The organism is Xanthomonas sp. GW (assembly GCF_014236815.1).
In the GTDB taxonomy this organism is placed as follows: domain Bacteria; phylum Pseudomonadota; class Gammaproteobacteria; order Xanthomonadales; family Xanthomonadaceae; genus Xanthomonas_A.
The window spans coordinates 699,878-717,991 of the sequence record NZ_CP051189.1 but is presented as its reverse complement, the minus strand read 5'-3'; the positions used below and the strand labels follow the sequence as shown (position 1 = coordinate 717,991).

9 protein-coding genes and 1 tRNA gene are annotated in these 18,114 nt (G+C 68.4%); 4 read left to right on the top strand and 6 right to left on the bottom strand.

All coding sequences use genetic code 11. From position 1 onward, the window contains the following. Positions 1 to 148 precede the first annotated feature (148 nt). The 5 genes from HEP73_RS03105 to HEP73_RS03085 all read right to left on the bottom strand — a co-directional run bounded on the left by HEP73_RS03105 (position 149) and on the right by HEP73_RS03085 (position 10,771). A tRNA-Ile gene (locus tag HEP73_RS03105) sits at positions 149 to 224 on the bottom strand. Positions 225 to 514: 290 nt separating this feature from the next. Then, positions 515 to 2,701: a 1,4-alpha-glucan branching protein GlgB gene (gene glgB, locus HEP73_RS03100; RefSeq protein ID WP_185822081.1), complete on the bottom strand. Its 2,187-nt coding sequence runs from the start codon at positions 2,699 to 2,701 to the stop codon at positions 515 to 517. After that, entirely contained in the window at positions 2,698 to 6,057 is a 3,360-nt protein-coding gene (gene treS / locus HEP73_RS03095; RefSeq protein ID WP_185822080.1) for a maltose alpha-D-glucosyltransferase, read from the bottom strand. Before treS ends, glgB begins: the two co-directional genes overlap by 4 nt. Next, positions 6,054 to 9,188, bottom strand: coding sequence for a maltotransferase domain-containing protein (locus HEP73_RS03090; RefSeq protein WP_185822079.1), 3,135 nt, complete (start codon positions 9,186 to 9,188; stop codon positions 6,054 to 6,056). Before HEP73_RS03090 ends, treS begins: the two co-directional genes overlap by 4 nt. Before the next feature lie 704 nt (positions 9,189 to 9,892). Beyond that, entirely contained in the window at positions 9,893 to 10,771 is an 879-nt protein-coding gene (locus tag HEP73_RS03085; RefSeq protein ID WP_255423652.1) for an aromatic alcohol reductase, read from the bottom strand. Between the two features lie 159 nt (positions 10,772 to 10,930). Between HEP73_RS03085 and HEP73_RS03080 the strand changes: the two genes are divergently transcribed. After that, a complete protein-coding gene (locus tag HEP73_RS03080; RefSeq protein ID WP_185822077.1) occupies positions 10,931 to 11,335 on the top strand; it encodes a winged helix-turn-helix transcriptional regulator in 405 nt (134 codons plus the stop codon). Between the two features lie 322 nt (positions 11,336 to 11,657). Here the strand turns inward: HEP73_RS03080 and HEP73_RS03075 are convergent, their stop codons facing one another. Then, positions 11,658 to 14,051: a GH92 family glycosyl hydrolase gene (locus HEP73_RS03075; RefSeq protein WP_185822076.1), complete on the bottom strand. Its 2,394-nt coding sequence runs from the start codon at positions 14,049 to 14,051 to the stop codon at positions 11,658 to 11,660. Positions 14,052 to 14,183: 132 nt separating this feature from the next. On the opposite strand from HEP73_RS03075, the gene HEP73_RS03070 reads away from it, so the two are divergent. The 3 genes from HEP73_RS03070 (at position 14,184) to HEP73_RS03060 (ending at position 17,912) form a co-directional block, all read left to right on the top strand. Continuing rightward, the gene (locus HEP73_RS03070) at positions 14,184 to 15,233 is read left to right on the top strand and encodes a LacI family DNA-binding transcriptional regulator (RefSeq protein WP_185822075.1); all 1,050 of its coding nucleotides are present in this window, start codon (positions 14,184 to 14,186) and stop codon (positions 15,231 to 15,233) included. Continuing rightward, entirely contained in the window at positions 15,230 to 16,534 is a 1,305-nt protein-coding gene (locus tag HEP73_RS03065) for a sugar MFS transporter (protein WP_185815136.1), read from the top strand. The genes HEP73_RS03070 and HEP73_RS03065 overlap by 4 nt, the downstream gene beginning before the upstream one ends. Positions 16,535 to 16,625: 91 nt before the next feature. Next, complete coding sequence (locus HEP73_RS03060) at positions 16,626 to 17,912, top strand: AGE family epimerase/isomerase (protein ID WP_185822074.1); 1,287 nt, start codon at positions 16,626 to 16,628, stop codon at positions 17,910 to 17,912. Positions 17,913 to 18,114: the final 202 nt, after the last annotated feature.

The window sequence follows — 18,114 nt, the reverse complement described above, 5'->3', positions numbered from 1 at the left end:
CCAGGCCCGAAGCAACGCTAGCGATGGCGTGACTGCATGATCCTAGACTGACCAGAACAAACAAGAGCCAAGAACAGGGATCAGGTTCACTTTTAGCGTCAGCTTATTTTCAAGAGCAAACAAACATCCAACTGCGTTTGCATGCTGATGGTGGGCCCACCAGGATTCGAACCTGGAACCAAAGGATTATGAGTCCTCTGCTCTAACCGTTGAGCTATAGGCCCGGACGCGTCCGGAGCGGGCGGGCCGATGCGTCGGCCGCCGGCTTGGCGCCTCTGGCATGCATGCAGAGGAAGGCGCCGAGGCGGGCGTGAGTTTAACGTCCGCAGCGGCGCCGTGTCTTCCCGGGGTTGTTCGATGCTCGACGGATCAGCGCCGCAGCGGCGCGTTCCCGGCCAGTGCCGCGCCTGACGCTCGCCCGTCAGGGCTCAGTTGTAGTGGTGGCAACGACCGCATCGACACCCGATGCGGTCGTTGGCGATACGCCAGCCGGGAAAGCGCAAGCGCCCTCCCCTCAATCCTCCAACCCCAACACCAATACCCCCAGCGGCGGGATGGTCAGCGACAGCGAGGTCGGATGTCCATGGGCGCCGATGGTCTCGGTGCGCACACTGCCGCCGTTGCCGGTGTTGCTGCCGCCGTAGATCTGCGCATCGGAATTCAGCAGTTCGCGCCAGCGGCCGCCGCGGGGCACGCCGATGCGGTAGCCGTGGTGCACCAGCGGGGTGAGGTTGGCCACCACCAGCAGCGGGGCGTCGCTGCCCTGGGCGGTGCGCAGGTAGGCGAACAGGCTGTTGCCGGCGTCGTCGCCGATGACCCAGGCGAAACCGTCGGGGTCGTCGTCGCGGGCGTGCAGCGCGGGGTGTTCGGCATAGAGGCGGTTGAGGTCGCGGACCAGGCGCTGGATGCCGCGGTGGCGCGGGTCGTCGAGCAGGTGCCAGGGCAGTGCGGCGTCGTGGTTCCACTCGGTGGGCTGGGCGATTTCGCAGCCCATGAACAGCAACTTGCGCCCGGGGTGGGTGTACATGTAGCCCAGGTAGGCGCGCAGGTTGGCGAAGCGCTGCCAGTCGTCGCCGGGCATGCGCCCGAGCAGGGAGCGCTTGCCGTGCACCACTTCGTCGTGGGAGATGGGCAGCATGAAGCGCTCGGAATACGCGTAGACCATGCTGAAGGTCAATTCGCCGTGGTGGTAGCGGCGGTAGATCGGGTCCAGTTCGATGTAGTGCAGGCTGTCGTGCATCCAGCCCATGTTCCATTTGTAATTGAAGCCCAATCCGCCGTGCGCCAAATCCGCGGTGACGCCGGGCCAGGCGGTGGATTCTTCGGCGATGGTGATGGCGCCCGGCGCGTGTTCGGCCACGACCTGGTTGAGCCGGCGCAGGAAGGCGATGGTCTCGTAATTCTCGCGGCCGCCGTGGATGTTGGGCACCCACTCGCCGGCGTTGCGGCTGTAGTCGCGGTAGAGCATGGAGGCCACGGCGTCCACGCGCAGGCCGTCGACGTGGTAGCGCTGCAGGAATTCCAGGGCGCTGGCGATCAGGAAGCCGGAGACTTCGCGCCGGCCGTGGTTGTAGATCAGCGTGTTCCAGTCGCGGTGGAAGCCTTCGCGCGGGTCGGCGTGTTCGTACAGCGAGGTGCCGTCGAAATGGGCCAGGCCGTGCGCGTCGGTGGGGAAATGCGCCGGCACCCAGTCGACGATGACGCCGATGTCTTCGCGGTGGCAGCGGTCGACGAAGCGGGCGAAGCCGTCGGGCGAGCCGAAGCGCGCGGTGGGCGCGAACAGGCCAAGCGGCTGGTAGCCCCAGGAGCCGCCGAACGGGTGTTCGGTGACCGGCATCAGTTCGATATGGGTGAAGCCCATGTCGGCGACATAGGGAATCAGGCGGTCGGCCAGGGCGTCCCAGTCGAGCATGCTGCCATCGTCGGCATGCATCCACGAGCCGGCGTGGATTTCGTACACGCTCAGCGGTGCGCTGGGGCTGTGGCGGCGCCCGCGCGCCGCCATCCAGGCCTCGTCGCGCCACTGGTACGGGGTGGGATCGGGCACGATCGAGGCGGTGCCGGGCGCCAGTTCGGCGCTGCGCGCGACCGGGTCGGCCTTGGCCGGCAGGTCTTCGCCGCGCGGGCCGCGCAGGGCGTACTTGTAGTGCGCGCCCACTTCGACGCCGGGCACGAACAGTTCCCACACGCCGGCCTGGTGGCGCAGGCGCATCGGGTGGCGGCGCGCGTCCCAGGTGTTGAAGTCGCCGATCACCGCCACGCGGGTGGCGTTGGGCGCCCACACCGCGAAGCGGGTGCCGCGCACGCCGTCGACTTCGACCACGTTGGCGCCGAGTGCGTCGGCCAGCTGCAGGTGGTGGCCTTCGGCGATCAGATGCAGGTCGAAATCGCTGAGCTGTGGGCCGAAGGCGTAGGCGTCCTCGGTTTCCTGCTCGCCGCCGGGCCAGCGGATGCGCAGCCTGTAGCGGCCGTCGTCGGGCAGCGTGGCGGCGAAGAAGCCGGGGCTGGGGCCTTCCTGCAGCGGCACTTCGCGGCCGTCGTCGAGCACCGCGGTGACCGCTTCGGCCCCGGGCAGGTGGCTGCGCAGCACGCGCGCGTCGCCGATGCGGTGCGCACCGAGCACGGCGAACGGATCGCCGTGGCGGGCGTTGGCGAACGCGCGCAGCGTTGCCTCGTCCCAGGTGTGGCCGACATCACTCATCGAATCGCCTCCTGTGGCGCGGGAAAGCGTTCGAGTATGCGCAGCAATCCCTGTATCGGCACCATGATCCAGGCCGGACGGTTAGCGGCCTCGTAGCGAATTTCATAGCTGGCCTTTTCGATCAGGAACAACAGGGTGGTGGTTTCGAATGCGGCCGGCGCCACCCACGGGTGCGGGCTGGCGTCGAGCACCTGGCGGTAGGCCGACAGGAAGGTGGCGCTGGCGCGGCTGCGGAACGCGGACAGGAAGGCATCCAGCGCGGTGTCCAGGCCGACGCCGGCGCGTGCGGCGGTGCCCTCTTCGCCGCGTGCGGAGACTTCGCTGGCGTAGTCGAGCGAGCGCAGGAAGCCGGCCACGTCGTGCAGCGGGCTGGCCTTGGCGCGGCGTTCGTCCAGCGACTTGGCCGGCTCGCCTTCGAAGTCGATCAGCACCACGTCGTCGAACGCGACCAGGATCTGGCCGAGGTGGAAATCGCCGTGCACGCGGGTCAGCAGCGCCCCATTGAGCAAGGCCGGCGCCTGTTGCAACCAGCCGTCCAGGCGCGGGCGTTCGGCCAGCAGCGCATCCACCACGGCGCGCTCGGCGCCATCCTCGCTGCTGTCGCGATGCGCGGACAAGGTGTCCCACATCGCCTGCACTTCATGCTCCACGCCCGCGACCACGCGCTGTGCGGCCGCGGCGTCCACCGGCTGCGGCGCGAACGCGGGAGCATCAGTAGGTTGGGCGAGCACGTCGTGCAACTCGGCTAGGCGCCGGCCGACGACCGCAGCGAAGGCATCGTAGCCGGCCACGCACTCCTCGCGCGCCGCATCGTCCTGCGCGGCCGCGTATTCCTCGGCGCCGCGCGCCAGGTGATCCAGGGTCCAGCGCCAGGCGTCGCCCTGGTTGCGCACGAAGCCCTGCAGCAGCGCGAGCGTGGTTTCCACGCCCTGCGCATCGACGCGGGTGACGTGGCCGAACAGTGGCGCGGCGTTGGCGTAACCGATCGCGGTCAGCCGCTCGCCGAGTTCGATCTCGGGATTGGCGCCGGCGGAGACGCGGCGCAGCAGTTTGAACACGGCCTTGTCGCCGACGATCAGCGAGCTGTTGCTCTGCTCGGCCGACAGCCAGCGGATCTCGGCGTCGTCGGCGATCTCGATCGCGGCCAGCGCTGGCGTGGGGCAGAAGCGGATCTGTTCGGGCGCGGCATCGGCACCGGCATGGGTTTCGCCATCGACCGACAGCACCGCACCTTCGCGCAATGCGGCAAGCGTGGTGCGGGTCAGCGATTTCAGTGCGAAGCCATCGGTGAGGTAGCCGACTTCGCGACCGTGCCGCACCCGCGCCAGCGCCAGCTGTTCGGCCAGCACGCTGGGTTGTTCGCGGTCCCAGACGATGCCCAATGGCAGCATGTAGCGCTCGTATTCACCGTGCTCCAGTTCCGCTTCGATCTCCAGCATGGTCAAGGCGTCGGTGCCGGGCAGCGGCGTGCGGCGGGCGATGCGCACGCTGCGCAAGGCGCGGTCCTTGGCCGCGAACCAGCGCCGCGTGGACAGCCAGGTCGGCAGGATGTCGCGCTCCAGCGTGCCCAGGTGCGGCAGCAGCGCATCGGCATCGACCGCGCCACGCAGCACCAGGGTCTGGTAGTCGGGCAGCGGCATCGGCGCGGGCACGTGCCAGTCCGGCAGGGTAGCGTTGCCGACCAGTTGGAACGCGTAGAAGCCGAACGCCGGCACGGTGAGCAGGTAGGTCAGGCGCCCGATCGGCGGGAAGCTGCCGCCGCCGATGATGTCCACCGGCACACGGCCTTCGAATTCGGACAGGTCCAGTTCCACCGCCTGCAGCGTGTGCGACAGGTTGGCCACGCACAGCACGGTCTCGTCCTCGTGACAGCGCAGGTAGGCGAGCAGGCGGCGGTTGCCTGGATACAGGAAGCGCAGCGTGCCGCGGCCGAAGGCGCGGTAGCGTTTGCGCACCGACAGGATGCGCCGGGTCCAGGTCAGCAGCGAATGCTGGTCGCGCTGCTGCGCCTCGACGTTGACCGCCTGGAAGCCGTACAGCGGATCCATGATCGGCGGCAGCACCAGCGCGGCCGGGTCGGCGCGCGAGAAGCCGCCGTTGCGGTCGATCGACCACTGCATCGGCGTGCGCACGCCGTCGCGGTCGCCGAGGTGGATGTTGTCGCCCATGCCGATCTCGTCGCCGTAGTACAGCACCGGCGTGCCGGGCATGGTCAGCAGCAGCGAGGTCATCAGTTCGATGCGGCGGCGGTCGCGCTCCAGCAGCGGCGCCAGGCGCCGGCGAATCCCTAAGTTGATGCGCGCGCGGCGGTCGGCGGCGTAGGTCTGCCACAGGTAGTCGCGCTCGGAGTCGGTGACCATTTCCAGGGTCAGCTCGTCGTGATTGCGCAGGAAGATCGCCCACTGGCAGCTCTCCGGGATTTCCGGAGTCTGGCGCATGATGTCGGTGATCGGGAAACGGTCTTCGCGCGCGATGGCCATGTACATACGCGGCATCAGCGGGAAGTGGAACGCCATGTGGCATTCGTCGGCGTTCTCGCCGAAGTACTGCTGGGTGTCTTCCGGCCACATGTTGGCCTCGGCCAGCAGCATGCGGTCGGGATATTCGGCGTCCAGCGTGGCGCGGATGCGGCGCAGGATGGCGTGGGTTTCGGGCAGGTTCTCGTTGGAGGTGCCGTCGCGCTCGATCAGGTACGGCACCGCGTCCAGGCGCAGGCCGTCCACGCCCAGGTCGAGCCAGAAACGCATCACTTCCAGCACCGCTTCCAGCACCGCCGGGTTGTCGAAGTTCAGGTCGGGCTGGTGCGAATAGAAGCGGTGCCAGAAGTATTGGCCGGCGACCGGATCCCAGGTCCAGTTGGAGTTCTCGGTGTCGCAGAAGATGATGCGGGTGCCGGCGTAGTCCTGGTCGCTGTCGGACCACACGTAGAAGTCGCGCTCCGGCGAGCCGGCCGGCGCGTTGCGTGCGCGCTGGAACCAGGAATGCTGATCGGAGGTGTGGTTGATCACCAGTTCGGTGACGATGCGGATGCCGCGCGCATGCGCCTGCGCCACCAGCCGTTCGAAGTCGGCGATGCTGCCGTAGTCAGGGTGCACGGCCATGTATTCGGCGATGTCGTAGCCGTCGTCGCGGCGCGGGCTGGGATAGAACGGCAGCAGCCAGATGGTGTCCACGCCCAGATCAGCGATGTAGTCGAGCTTGGAGATCAGGCCGGGGAAATCGCCGATGCCGTCGTCGTTGGAGTCGAAGAACGACTTCACGTGCACCTGGTAGATGATCGCGTCCTTGTACCAGAGTGCATCGTGCGCGAGCGGACTTGGCTCGCTATCGGCGGACAAGGGAACTGCAGCATTCATGAAGTGGCTCCGGCGCGGATACGCCATAGGGAAAACGGCCGCGACGGATCGAGGCGAATGGTTTGCTGCTTGCCGTGCCAGGCGAAGGCGTGGCCGTCCCACAGGTCCTGCACGGCGACGCTGGCGTGGTCGGGCAGGCCCAGTTCCCACAGCGGCACTTCGATCTGTGCGTCTTGCGCGCTATGCGGGTCCAGGCTGATGGCCACGAGCACCAGGCTGCGGCTGCGCGCCAGGTGCGCTTCGTCGAGGAACTTGCCGAAGTACAGCACCTGGTCGTTGTGCGCGAGATAGAAGCGCGTGCCCAGATGCGACTGCAGTTCCGGGTGCTGGCGGCGCAGCAGGTTGAGGCGGGTGATCTCGTCGACGATGTCGCCGGGCGCGCGCTCAGGCCACACGCGCAGCTGGTATTTCTCCGAATCGAGGTATTCCTCCTTGCCCGGCGCCAGCGGCGTGGCCTCGCACAGTTCGAAGCCCTGGTACATGCCCCAAAGGCCCGACAGCGTGGTCGCCAGCGCGGCGCGGATCAGGTGGCCGCCGCGGCCGCTCTGCTGCAGGAACACCGGGTTGATGTCCGGGGTGTTGACGAAGAAATGCGGGCGGAAGCATTCGCGCGGCGTGCCGGCATTGAGTTCTTCGATGTAGGCCTGCAGCTCGGCCTTGTGCTGGCGCCAGGTGAAGTAGGTGTAGGACTGCGAGAAGCCGACCTTGGCCAGCCGATACATCGGCTTGGGCCGGGTGAAGGCCTCGGACAGAAACACCACCTGCGGATGGCGGCCGCGCACTTCGGCAATCAACCATTCCCAGAACGGGAACGGCTTGGTGTGCGGGTTGTCGACGCGGAACAGGTGGACGCCTTCGTTGACCCAGAACAGCACCGCGTCGCGCAGCGCGTTCCATAGCTCCGGCACGGCACCGCTGGCGTAGAAATCGACGTTGACGATGTCCTGGTATTTCTTCGGCGGATTCTCCGCGTACGGGATCGAGCCGTCGGCGCGCCAGGTGAACCAGTCCGGATGTTCGCGCAGCCACGGATGGTCCGGCGCGCACTGGATCGCGAAATCCAGTGCCAGTTCCAGGCCCTGCGCGGCCGCGGCGGCACGCAGCCGGCGGAAGCCTTCCAGCCCGCCGAGTTCGGCGTGCACTTCGGTGTGCCCGCCCTCGGCCGAGCCGATCGCGTACGGGCTGCCGGGTTCGCCAGGTTGCGCGGTGACGGCGTTGTTGCGGCCCTTGCGGTTCTTCTCGCCGATCGGATGGATCGGCGGCATGTACAGCACGTCGAAGCCCATCGTGCGGATATGCGGCAGGCGCGCGATCACGTCGTCGAAGGTGCCGTGGCGCGCGAGGTCGCCGCTCTGCGAACGCGGGAACAGTTCGTACCAGCTGGAGAAGTGCGCGCCGCGGCGCTCGGCCTCGACGCGGAAGGTCATCGGGTATTCGGTGCGGAACGGCTTGTCGTCGGCGCGCGCCATGGCCTCGGCGGTGCCGGGTTCGAGCAGGATTTCCGCAGTTGCCGAGAGGCCCTCGCTGCGCATGATGCGAGCGACGATCGCCTTCAATCGCGCGGCCAGCGCGCCGCGGCTGCGCGCGCGCGCCGCCTCGACCTGGGCCAGCGCTTCCTGCACGTCCACCGGCAGCAGCGTGCCGGCGGCGCGCTTCTTTTCCAGGTCGGCGTGGGTGGTGGCGAACACGTCGCGCCAGGCCTCGATCCGGAACTCGTAGCGGCCCAGCCGTTCCAGCGGAAATTCGCCGCGCCAGCGGTCGTTGCCCAGCGCGCGCATCGGTGCGGTGGACCAGGTGCGTGCGTCGGCGGCGCGCCACAGCAATGCCACCGCAATGCGGTCGTGGCCATCGCAGAACGCATCGGCTTCCACGCAGATGCGGTCGCCGACGGTGCGCTTGACCGGGAAGCGGCCATCGTCCACCGAGGGCGTCACCGTCTCGATGCAGATCCGCGCCGCCGCGGCGGCGACATCGGCCGGCGTGCGCGCGCGCGCGGCGGCCAGCACCGGACGCGCCGGCACGCTGCGATAGACGCGCACTTCGCCCGCTTCCAGGGTGCCGCCCTGGTCGCCCTGGATCGGCTCGCCCTGGTCGCTGAGCAGGGATTCGCTGTCGCCGAGCAGGCGCAGCAATGCCGATCCCGGTACCGGCAGCAGATGATCGTGGTCGCTGTTGAGCAGCACCAGCCACGGCGCGGCGCCCAGCGGTTCCACCGCGACCGCGGTCAGCGCGCCGTCGCGCAGCAGCGGACGCAGGCGCAGGTCCTCCCTGGCCTCAGCCGGGAGCGCAGGCGCTTCGTAGGCGTCGGTGTCCGTCGGTGCCGGCAAGGCGGTGGGTTCGGCGATCGCCCAGGCATCGCCGAACGCGGATGCCAACCGGGCGCGTTGCGCGCGCCGCAACGGCGGCTGCGCTTCGCTCGGCGCATCGGGATCGATGGTGGCGATGACACGACGCGCCAGGCTGCGCAGCGCCACGTCTTCGTCGAAGAACCAGCTGCCGCGTCCGTCCCACCAGGCCAGCGACGAGAACGCCGCATCGAAGCCGGCGCCGTGCAGCCCGCGCAAGGCCTCCAGGCCCAGGCCAGGGGTCCAGGCCAGGAAGGTCGCCGTCGGCACCTGCGCTTGCACATCGGCGATCAGGCTGCGCCACAACGTGGCCGGCACGCGCTGCGGCTGCAGCACGCGGAATCCGGCGACGCCGCTGCGCAGCCAGTCGCGCAGGCGCACGCTCCACCATTGCGTCAGGCCCGCGCCCTCTTCGGCATAGGCGAAGCGGCCCTGGGCGATCTCCGGTGCGCCGCGCTGCGTGCGCGGATCCGGCAGCGCCGAGGTGCGCGCGCGGAACCAGTGCGGATGTTCCTGCAGCAGGCGGCTACCGCCGCCGATCTCGTCGATGCGCAGATCGACCGACAGCTTCAGGCCGTGTTTCTGCGCCAGCGCCAGCCACTGCTGCAGCCGTGCGGCGCCGTCGGCATCGTCGGCCGCCGGGTCCGCCAGCCGCCCTTGCGGGTCCTGCGCGAACGGGTTGGGCAAGATCACATGGTCGCAACCGTTGGCCTGTGCGGCCGCCATGGCCGCCTCCAGCGCGGCCGTATCGGGGTTGCTCAAGGGGGACAGCAGGCAGACATGCATTCGGATATCCCGTTCGGCGTCAATGAGGAGTGCACGATCCAGACCGCAGCGATCGCCATCGGCGGTACGAATCAGACGTCGCACAAGACGGAGACGGAATGCGCCTGCACGATGTGCCGCATCCGCAATCGGATTCGGCGCCGTGGCGCCAATGCCGCTCGATGCGATGCGACAGCGCCACAAGACCACAGTGGATGCCAATGAAATGTGTTCATGGCATTAAGCAGGCGCATACATCTGCACGCGAGGCACGTGCACCGGCATGGTGCGGCACGGGCGCAAAAACGCCACCGCCCGGACGTTTGCGAAGAAACGCGTGGCACGCCCGCAGCGCTGCGAACGTCTTAACGTCATCGCGCTTTCACGCGCTCGCCACAGGCTGCACACGGTGACGTTACTGCCGTCGCGCAAAGGGGTGGGAGCCGGCACCGTGGCCGTCGAGGGCGCCGCGGCCGATGTAGGGAATGCGTGTCGTCCAGGCCCTGGACGACCACCACCCCCTGGCGCCTTCCATCGAGCAGCGCCAGGGCGCACATGACGCTAAGAGCGGCCGTGATCGGCAAAGGGCCTCAGCCGCCCGCGGAAACCTTGGTTCAGCGGGGGCGTGAACCCGGCAAGTCGTTCAAGCAGGAATCGGACAATGCGGGTCGACTACACCGGCGCAGCTCATCCCGAAAGGCTGGACAGAACCATGCCGGTCACGGTCAGGGCGTCTGGACGTTGGCTTTCAACCAGCCTTCGACATTTTCCAGCGCAGCGCCGATTTTGAAGTTGAAGGTGCGCTCCATTTCCCACGAGACGCCCTTCCCCTGCGCAAAGGCCGCGCGGTACTTCTTGATCATGTTCGCCGGATCTGCCGCCAGTTCCTGCATGAGCTGAGGAACCGTCCATACCGCGAGCTCGAACGGTGCGCCGAACGTCTTCTCGAGAATTCCCGGAAGTTCGCCATAACCGATCGTGTCGCCGGCGAGGTACACGATCTCGTTGCGCATCGCGGGCGCGTGGAAGACGATGCGCGCGGTCATTGCGCCAATGTCCTCCGGCGTGGTCAGGGTGACGGCGTTGGTCGCCGAGCCCAGCGCGTTGACCTTGCGTCCGGGAAGATCGACCACCCCGAATGCCGGCTCGAAGAGATAGCTGGTGAACATCCCGGTGGAAATGACCACCCAGTCCATCGCGCTCTGCGCGCGCAGGTAGTCGCGCACGTCCAGTTGCGCGTCGAAGAGGTCCTGCGGGCCTCCACGGCCGATGGCATCGAAATCGACCCCGAACTGCCACGGGAAGTACCTGGGAATACCCGACTTCACTGCGGCGCGCGCGACTTTCATCGGGGTATCGCGACCGGCCGCGTAACCGGTACATCCAATGACGGTGTCGAATCCGGAGAAGGTGGCGGCCAACGCATCCTCGCTCGCCACGACAAGATCACCGGCGACGATCTCGACGCCCAGCGAACGGATCTCGTCCACCATGCGCCGCTTTTCGGGCAGGTCCGATGCGATGGAGGCCGGCCGCAGCATGACGCTGATGCGCGCCTGGGCATGCTCCTTCGAGAGCCGTGCCAGGTTGCGGATGACCGGCATCCCAAGTTCTCCCGCTCCCAAAACCAGGATGGACCGGAAGGCAGTGTTGCTGGCGCGAGAAGCCATTGAATCACCATGTCTGTGTACGATGGCGGCGATTCTGCCTGTCGCACAGACCACACATAAGAAGGCACACCCGTGATACCGACCGCCCCGTTCATGAGTTCCGACGAGCTCCTGCAGCACTCCCAACTGATCTGCGACGGAATGAGCGCCGACGACGACGGTCTACGCCGCGAGGTTCTGGCGCACGCGGGCAATCGCTGGTCCCTTGGCATCATTCACGCGCTAGGCGTTTACGGAACACTGCGGCATGCGGATCTGGCGCGCAGGATGAAGGGAATTACCCAGCGCATGCTCACGCGCACCCTGCGGCAACTGGAAAGGGACGGCCTGATCGGCAGGCACGATTTCAACGAGGTGCCTCCCCGTGTCGAGTACAGCATCACCCCATTGGGCAAGGACCTGCTTGTCCTGATGATTCCCATGTGGACATGGGTGGTGGAACACGCCGAGGATTTTCGCCAATGCCGGCAGCACTTCGATGCACATCGCAGTGCGTGACAGTGTCAGCGCCGTCGCTGACAACGCCGGACGTCCACGAGCGTGGTGGCGAGAAGCGGGCCTCAGTCGCGCATCGGTGACGACCACCGCCACGGGCATTACGATCGCGACGTGCCAGTCGTAAAACCGCCTCGCAAGCACTGAATTTTTCCGGCGCTTTTCCGAAGGCGTAAAAGGCACCTGCGCAAAAAGCCCAAGTGCCTGTTTTTATCGCGGGCCTGGCCGGATGCGAACTGCATGAGTCTTCTGCTCCAACCGCTGCGCTGAGGCCCGCTGCGACCGCACGCTGCAGGCAGCCTCGGCACGAGCCACTGGCGCGGCGCTACTGGCCCTGCCTCCCACGCGCCCCGCCTTCGCTCATCGAATACGCCCGCTCCGCGCCCTCGCCCGCCGCCCACGCGGTGTTCGGCTCGGCCTGCAGGGTGAAGCGCAGTTCGCCGCCGGCCATGATCTCCTCGTGGCGCAGGAAGGCGCGGTCCAGCGGGCGGCCGTTGAGGGTGACGCGGCCGATGTAGGGATGCGCGTCGTCCAGGCCGTCGGCGACGATGCTGAAACGCTTGCCGTTGGGCAGCGCCAGGGTCGCGTGCGGCAGGAACGGGCGGCCGATGATGTACTGGTTGCTGGCCGGCGCCACCGGGTAGAAACCCAGCGCGGTGAACACGTACCACGCCGACATCTGCCCCAGGTCGTCGTTGCCGGCCAGGCCGTCGGGTCGCGCGGCGTACTGGCTGCGCATGATCTGCTGCAGCCGCGCCTGGGTGCGCCACGGCTGCCCGGCGTAGGCGTACAGGTAGGCGACGTGGTGGCTGGGTTCGTTGCCGTGCGCGTACCAACCGATCAAGCCGGTGATGTCTTCCATGTGTTCGAACACCTTGGGATCGACCTTGGCCTCGAACACCTGGTCCAGCCGCGCCAGCAGCTTGTCCTCGCCACCGTGCGCGCGGGCCAGGCCGGCCACGTCCTGCGGCACGTACCAGGAGTATTGCCAGGCGTTGCCTTCGGTGTAGTCGCTGCCATAGCCGCTGGCGCTGGGATCGAACGGTTCGCGGAAACTGCCGTCGCGCTTGCGCGCGCGCATGAAGCCGGTGTTGGCGTCGAAGGCATGCTGCCAGTTGCCGGCGCGCTTGCCGAATTCGCGGGCCACCTCGCTGCGGCCCATCGCCTGCGCCATGCGTGCGATGGTCCAGTCGTCGAACGCGTATTCCAGGGTCTTGGACGCGGCCTCGCCTTCCTCGTCGATCGGCACGTAGCCCAGCTCGCGGTATTGCGCGATGCCGTCGTACGGGCCGTAGTCGGCGCTGGCGACCATCGCGTCCAGCGCGGCGTCGGTGTCGTAGCCGCGGATGCCTTTCATGTAGGCATCGGCGATCACCGGCACGGCGTGGTAGCCGATCATGCACCAGGTTTCCAGGCCCTGGAACGACCACACCGGCAGCACCCCGTACGGACTGTTTTTGCGGTGCGAGAGCAGCGAGTTGACGATGTCGTTGGTGCGCTGCGGCGGCTGCACCAGGGTCAGCAGCGGGTGCAGCGCGCGGTAGGTATCCCACAGCGAGAACGTCGAGTAGTTGGTGTAGCCCTGCGCCTGGTGCACGGCGTTGTCAGGGCCGCGGTAACGACCGTCGCTGTCCATGAACAGCGTGGGGCCGAGCAGGCTGTGGTACAGCGCGGTGTAGAACTGGGTGCGCTGCGTTGCCGGCGCGTCCACTTCGACCGCACCCAGCGCCTGCGCCCACTGCGCGCGTGCGGCGCGGCGCACGCCGTCGAAGTCCCAACCCGGCACCTCGGCGTCGAGGTTGGCGATGGCGCTGTCCTCGCTGACCGGCGAGATCGACACCTTCACCAACAATGGTTCGCGCGTGGCCTGGCCGAAGTCGAAGCTGGCCACCAGCTGGCGGCCTTCGATCTGCGCGCGCTGCGTGGGGTCGTTGTCGCCCGGCGGCGGGAAGCCCTTGTACGGGATGTCCTGCTCGGTGTTGTGCAAGGCATGGCCGCGCAGCGGCTGCGAGAAGCGCAGCGCGAAGTACAGCTGCCGCCCGGGCGCCCAGCCGCGGGTTTCGCGGAAGCCGGTGACGGTGCCGTCGGCGCGCACGCGCAGCCGCGACCAGCTGATCTTGCCCGGGTAGTCGTACATGCTGGTGCGCAGGTCCAGCAGCACGTGCGCCGGCTGGCCCTTGGGGAAGGTGTAGCGGTGCACGCCGGCGCGCGCGCTGGCGGTGAGCTCGGCGCGCACGTTGTAGTCGTCCAGGGTCACCGCGTAGTAGCCGGGCTCGGCGCGTTCGTCGTCGTGGCGGAAGCGCGAGCTGTAGCCGCTGCCGGGTGTGTCCGGATCGCCGCGCTCCAGCCGCACCGCGCCGCTGATCGGCATCAGCAGCACGTCGCCCAGGTCGGAATGGCCGGTGCCGGAGAAGTGCGTGTGCGAGAAGCCGACCAGGCTGCGGTCGTCGTAGCGGTAACCCGCGGCCCAGCCGTAGGCGTCCTTGCGCGGCTGGATGCGCGTGTCCGGGCTCAGCTGGACCATGCCGAACGGCACCGTGGCGCCGGGATAGGTGTGGCCTTCGCCGCCGGTGCCGATGAACGGGTCCACCGCGGCGACGGCGCGCTCGCCAGGGCTGGCGGCACTGGCCAGGGCCTGCTTGGTGGCGGCGTGCGCCGCCGGCCAGACGGCGGCGAGCAGCAGCGCGACGGCCGCGCGCTGAGTCCAGGTGTTGGGCATTGCGTCTTTCCCCGGTCGAATCGGTCCAAGAAACGGATACCACAAAGCCGTCCTGCATTTTGCTGCACTGCAAAATGCGCAGGGGATCACGACGGCGCAGGATGGGCGGCCTTTTGAACCGGTCTAATCGCCGTGCCGTCGTCCCCCGCCGACAAACGCGTCACCGTGTCCGACATCGCCGCCGCCTGCGGCGTGTCGCGGGCGACCGTGTCGCTGGTGCTGCGCAACAGCCCGCTGGTGCATGCGGACACGCGCGCGCGGGTGGCGGCGGAGATCGCGCGGCAGGGCTACGTGTACCACCGCGGCGCGGCCAGCCTGCGCGGGCGCGCCTCCAATGCGGTGGCGCTGGTGGTCAACGACCTGGCCAATCCGTTCTTCGCTGAATTCGCCGGCGGGGTGGACGCGGCGCTGGCCGAGGCCGGCTACGTGATGCTGATGGGCAGCACCGGCGAATCGCCGGAGCGCCAGCACAGCGTGCTGGCGTCGCTGATCGAACACCAGCCGGCGGCGCTGATCCTGTCGCCGACCGAGAACACCGACGCGGCGCGGCTGCGCCAATTGCTCGGCACGCGGCTGCCGGTACTGCTGTTCAACCGCGCGCTGGACGGCGACTGGCCGCTGCTGGCGCTGGACAACCGCCGCGGCGCGCGCCTGGCCACCGAGCACCTGCTGGCGCTGGGCCATCGCGCGATCGCGTTCTTCGGCGGCCACCGCCAATCCAGTTCCTGCGCCGAACGCCGCGCCGGCTACCGCGACGCGCTGGCCGCTGCCGGCATCGCCGTCGACCCGGCGTGGCTGATCGAATGCGCGCCGACCCGGCTGGAAGCCGCGCGCCAGGCCGGCGCGCTGTGCGCGCGCGATCCGTTGCCGACCGCGCTGGTCTGCTACAACGACGTGGTCGCGCTGGGCCTGGCCAGCGGCCTGGCCGAACGCGGCCGCCACGCCGGCCGCGACTACGCCTTGATCGGCTTCGACGACATCGCCGAAGCCGCCGTCGCCACCCCGTCGCTGTCCACCGTCGCGGTCGCCCCCCGCGAACGCGGCATGCAGGCCGCGCAGCTGGTGCTGGACGCGCTGCGCCAGCAACAGTCACTGCCTGCGCTTACCATCGCCCCGTCCCGGCTGTGCCTGCGTGCCAGCAGCCGGGTCGCCTTATCGTCCGTTCCCGGAGTCGCTGCATGAGCCGTCGCCCGCTGTCCAACACTGCCGCCATCGCGGTGGTCAGCATGATCTTCTTCACCTGGGGCGGCCTGACCAGCCTCAACGATGTGCTGATCCCGCATCTGAAAGCCGTGTTCCAGATGAACTACGCGCAGTCGATGCTGATCCAGTTCACCTTCTTCGGCGCGTACTTCCTGATGTCGCTGCCGGCCGGCGCGGTAGTGGCGCGCGTGGGCTACAAGGCCAGCATCGTCATCGGCCTGGTGATCGCGGCGATCGGCGCGGCGATGTTCTATCCGGCCGCGCGGCTGCCGTCGTATCCGCTGTTCCTGACCGCGCTGTTCGTGCTGGCCAGCGGCATCACCCTGCTGCAGGTGGCGGCCAATCCCTACATCAGCCTGATCGGCGAACCGAGCAAGGCGCCGAGCCGACTCAACTTCGCGCAGGCGCTGAATTCGTTGGGCACCACCATCTTCCCGCTGCTGATCGGCCCGCTGATCCTGGCCGGCGCGGTGCTGTCGGCCGACAAGATCGCGGCGATGAGCGCGCTCGAGCAGGCGGCTTACCGCGGCGCGCAGGCGCAATCGGTGCAGGTGCCGTACCTGCTGCTGGCCGGCGGCCTGTTGTTGCTGGCGGTGTTCGTGCTGGTGATGCGTATCCCCTCGCTGCGAGAGGACGACGCCGGCAGCGTCGAGTCGCATCACAGCTTCGGCGATGCGCTGCGCCAGTCGCACCTGCTGTGGGGCGTGGTGGCGATCTTCATGTACGTCGGCGCGGAAGTGTCGATCGGCAGCTTCCTGATCAACTACATCTCCGGCCCGACCACCGGCGGTCTGACCGAAGCCACCGCCAGCCGCTACCTGGCGTTCTACTGGGGCGGCGCGATGGTCGGCCGCTTCGCCGGCGCCGCGCTGCTGCAGGTGATCCCAGCGCGCAAGCTGCTGGCCGCCTTCGCCGGCGTCGCCTCGCTGCTGCTGATCGTGACCATGATCAGCACCGGCCACGTGGCGATGTGGAGCGTAATCGCGATCGGCCTGTTCAACTCGATCATGTTCCCGACCATCTTCACCGTGGCCATCGAACGCCTGGGCCCGCTGACCAGCAAGGCCTCGAGCCTGCTGATCATGGGCATCGTCGGCGGCGCGCTGGTGCCGCTGGCGCAGGGCGCGCTGGCCGATGTGGTCGGCATCCAGCATGCCTTCGTGATCCCGCTGCTGTGCTACGCCTACATCCTCTGGTACGGCCTGCGCGGCTCGCGGCTGTCGGCCAATCTGCCGGCCGAGGCGCCGGGCGCCAGGCCGGTGGCGCGCGCTATGCATTGATGCGCGAGACGGGCGCGGCGGCGTGCTGCCGCCGTGCCTGCGCTCGGTTGTTCCTCCCCCTTCCCCCACTCACATGGCTCCTAGCGACCGCATGAACCTGCCTGCCACGCCCCTGCCCGACTTCGCCGATGCCGCCGTGCTGCGCGCGCATATCGCCGACACCATGGCCTTCTACCATCCGCGCGCGATCGATCCGGCCGGCGGCTTCTTCCACTATTTCCGCGACGACGGCAGCGTGTACGACGCCGGCCACCGTCACCTGGTCAGCAGCACCCGCTTCGTCTTCAACTACGCGATGGCGGCGAACGAGTTCGCCGATTCGCCGCTGGCCGCCGAGTACCTGGACGCCGCCCGCCACGGCCTGCGCTACCTGCGCGAGACGCATCGCGACGCCGCCAGCGGCGGCTACGTGTGGACCCTGCGCGACGGCGTCGCCGAGGACCGCACCCAGCACGCCTACGGCGCCGCCTTCGTGCTGCTGGCCTATTCCACCGCTAAGAAAGCCGGCCTCGACACCGGCGCGTGGATGGACGAGACCTGGCAGCTGCTGGAAACCCGCTACTGGGACGCCGACGCCGGCCTGTACCGCGATGAAGCCACGCCCGAGTGGCAGTTCTCCAGCTACCGCGGGCAGAACGCCAACATGCACCTGTGCGAGGCGCTGATCGCCGCCTACGAGGCCAGCGCCGAACCGCGCTACCTGCAGCGCGCGCTGCTGCTCGCCGACCACATCACCCGCCGGCAAGCCGCGCTGGCCGGCGGCCTGGTGTGGGAGCACTACGACGCGAACTGGCAGGTGGACTGGGACTACAACCGCGACAATCCCAAGCACCTGTTCCGGCCGTGGGGTTTCCAGCCCGGCCACCAGGTGGAATGGTCGAAGCTGCTGGTGCTGCTGCACGGCCATCTGCACGCCGCCGAAGGCAGCGCGCCGGACTGGCTGCTGCCGACCGCCCGCCACCTGTTCGACACCGCGCTGGCGCACGGCTGGGACGCGCAGCACGGCGGCATCGTCTACGGCTTCGCCTCCGGCACCGAAGCCGAGCCGGTGGTCGACGTGCCCGATGTGGCGCAGCATCCGACCTATTTCTGCGACGACGACAAGTATTTCTGGGTGCAGGCCGAAGCGATCGCCGCCGCCGCGCGGCTGCTGGCCGCGAGCGGCGATGCCAGCTACCGCGCCGCTTACGACAAGCTGTGGACGTATTCGTGGGAACACCTGGTCGACCACCGCTACGGCGCCTGGTTCCGCATCCTCAGCCGCGACAACCGCAGCTACAGCGACGAGAAGAGCCCGGCCGGCAAGACCGATTACCACACCATGGGCGCCTGCCACGATGTGTTGGCGGTGATGCGCGGCAGCAAGGCGTTCGCGTAGGCATACGCGGGGCGCCGGCGATCCGGCGCCTGTGTTCCTGTAGGAGCGGCTTCAGCCGCGACCGGGTGTTACCGGCGAGATCCGATCGCGGCTGAAGCCGCTCCTACAGGGGTCGGTCGCCCGCCGGGGGGGGGGGCGACAGCGGGCGTCGGTCGCGCGCAGGTGGTGCGATAGCGTAAGCAAGCTGCACCAATTCTTCGCC

Excerpts from the sequence above, each read along its gene's own strand:
- HEP73_RS03080 (WP_185822077.1), top strand. The coding sequence starts at position 10,931 with ATGAGTTCCGACGAGCTCCTGCAGCACTCCCAACTGATCTGCGACGGA.
- treS (WP_185822080.1), bottom strand. The coding sequence starts at position 6,057 with ATGAATGCTGCAGTTCCCTTGTCCGCCGATAGCGAGCCAAGTCCGCTC.
- HEP73_RS03090 (WP_185822079.1), bottom strand. The coding sequence starts at position 9,188 with ATGCATGTCTGCCTGCTGTCCCCCTTGAGCAACCCCGATACGGCCGCG.
- HEP73_RS03065 (WP_185815136.1), top strand. The coding sequence starts at position 15,230 with ATGAGCCGTCGCCCGCTGTCCAACACTGCCGCCATCGCGGTGGTCAGC.
- HEP73_RS03085 (WP_255423652.1), bottom strand. The coding sequence starts at position 10,771 with ATGCCGGTCATCCGCAACCTGGCACGGCTCTCGAAGGAGCATGCCCAG.
- HEP73_RS03060 (WP_185822074.1), top strand. The coding sequence starts at position 16,626 with ATGAACCTGCCTGCCACGCCCCTGCCCGACTTCGCCGATGCCGCCGTG.
- HEP73_RS03075 (WP_185822076.1), bottom strand. The coding sequence starts at position 14,051 with ATGCCCAACACCTGGACTCAGCGCGCGGCCGTCGCGCTGCTGCTCGCC.
- glgB (WP_185822081.1), bottom strand. The coding sequence starts at position 2,701 with ATGAGTGATGTCGGCCACACCTGGGACGAGGCAACGCTGCGCGCGTTC.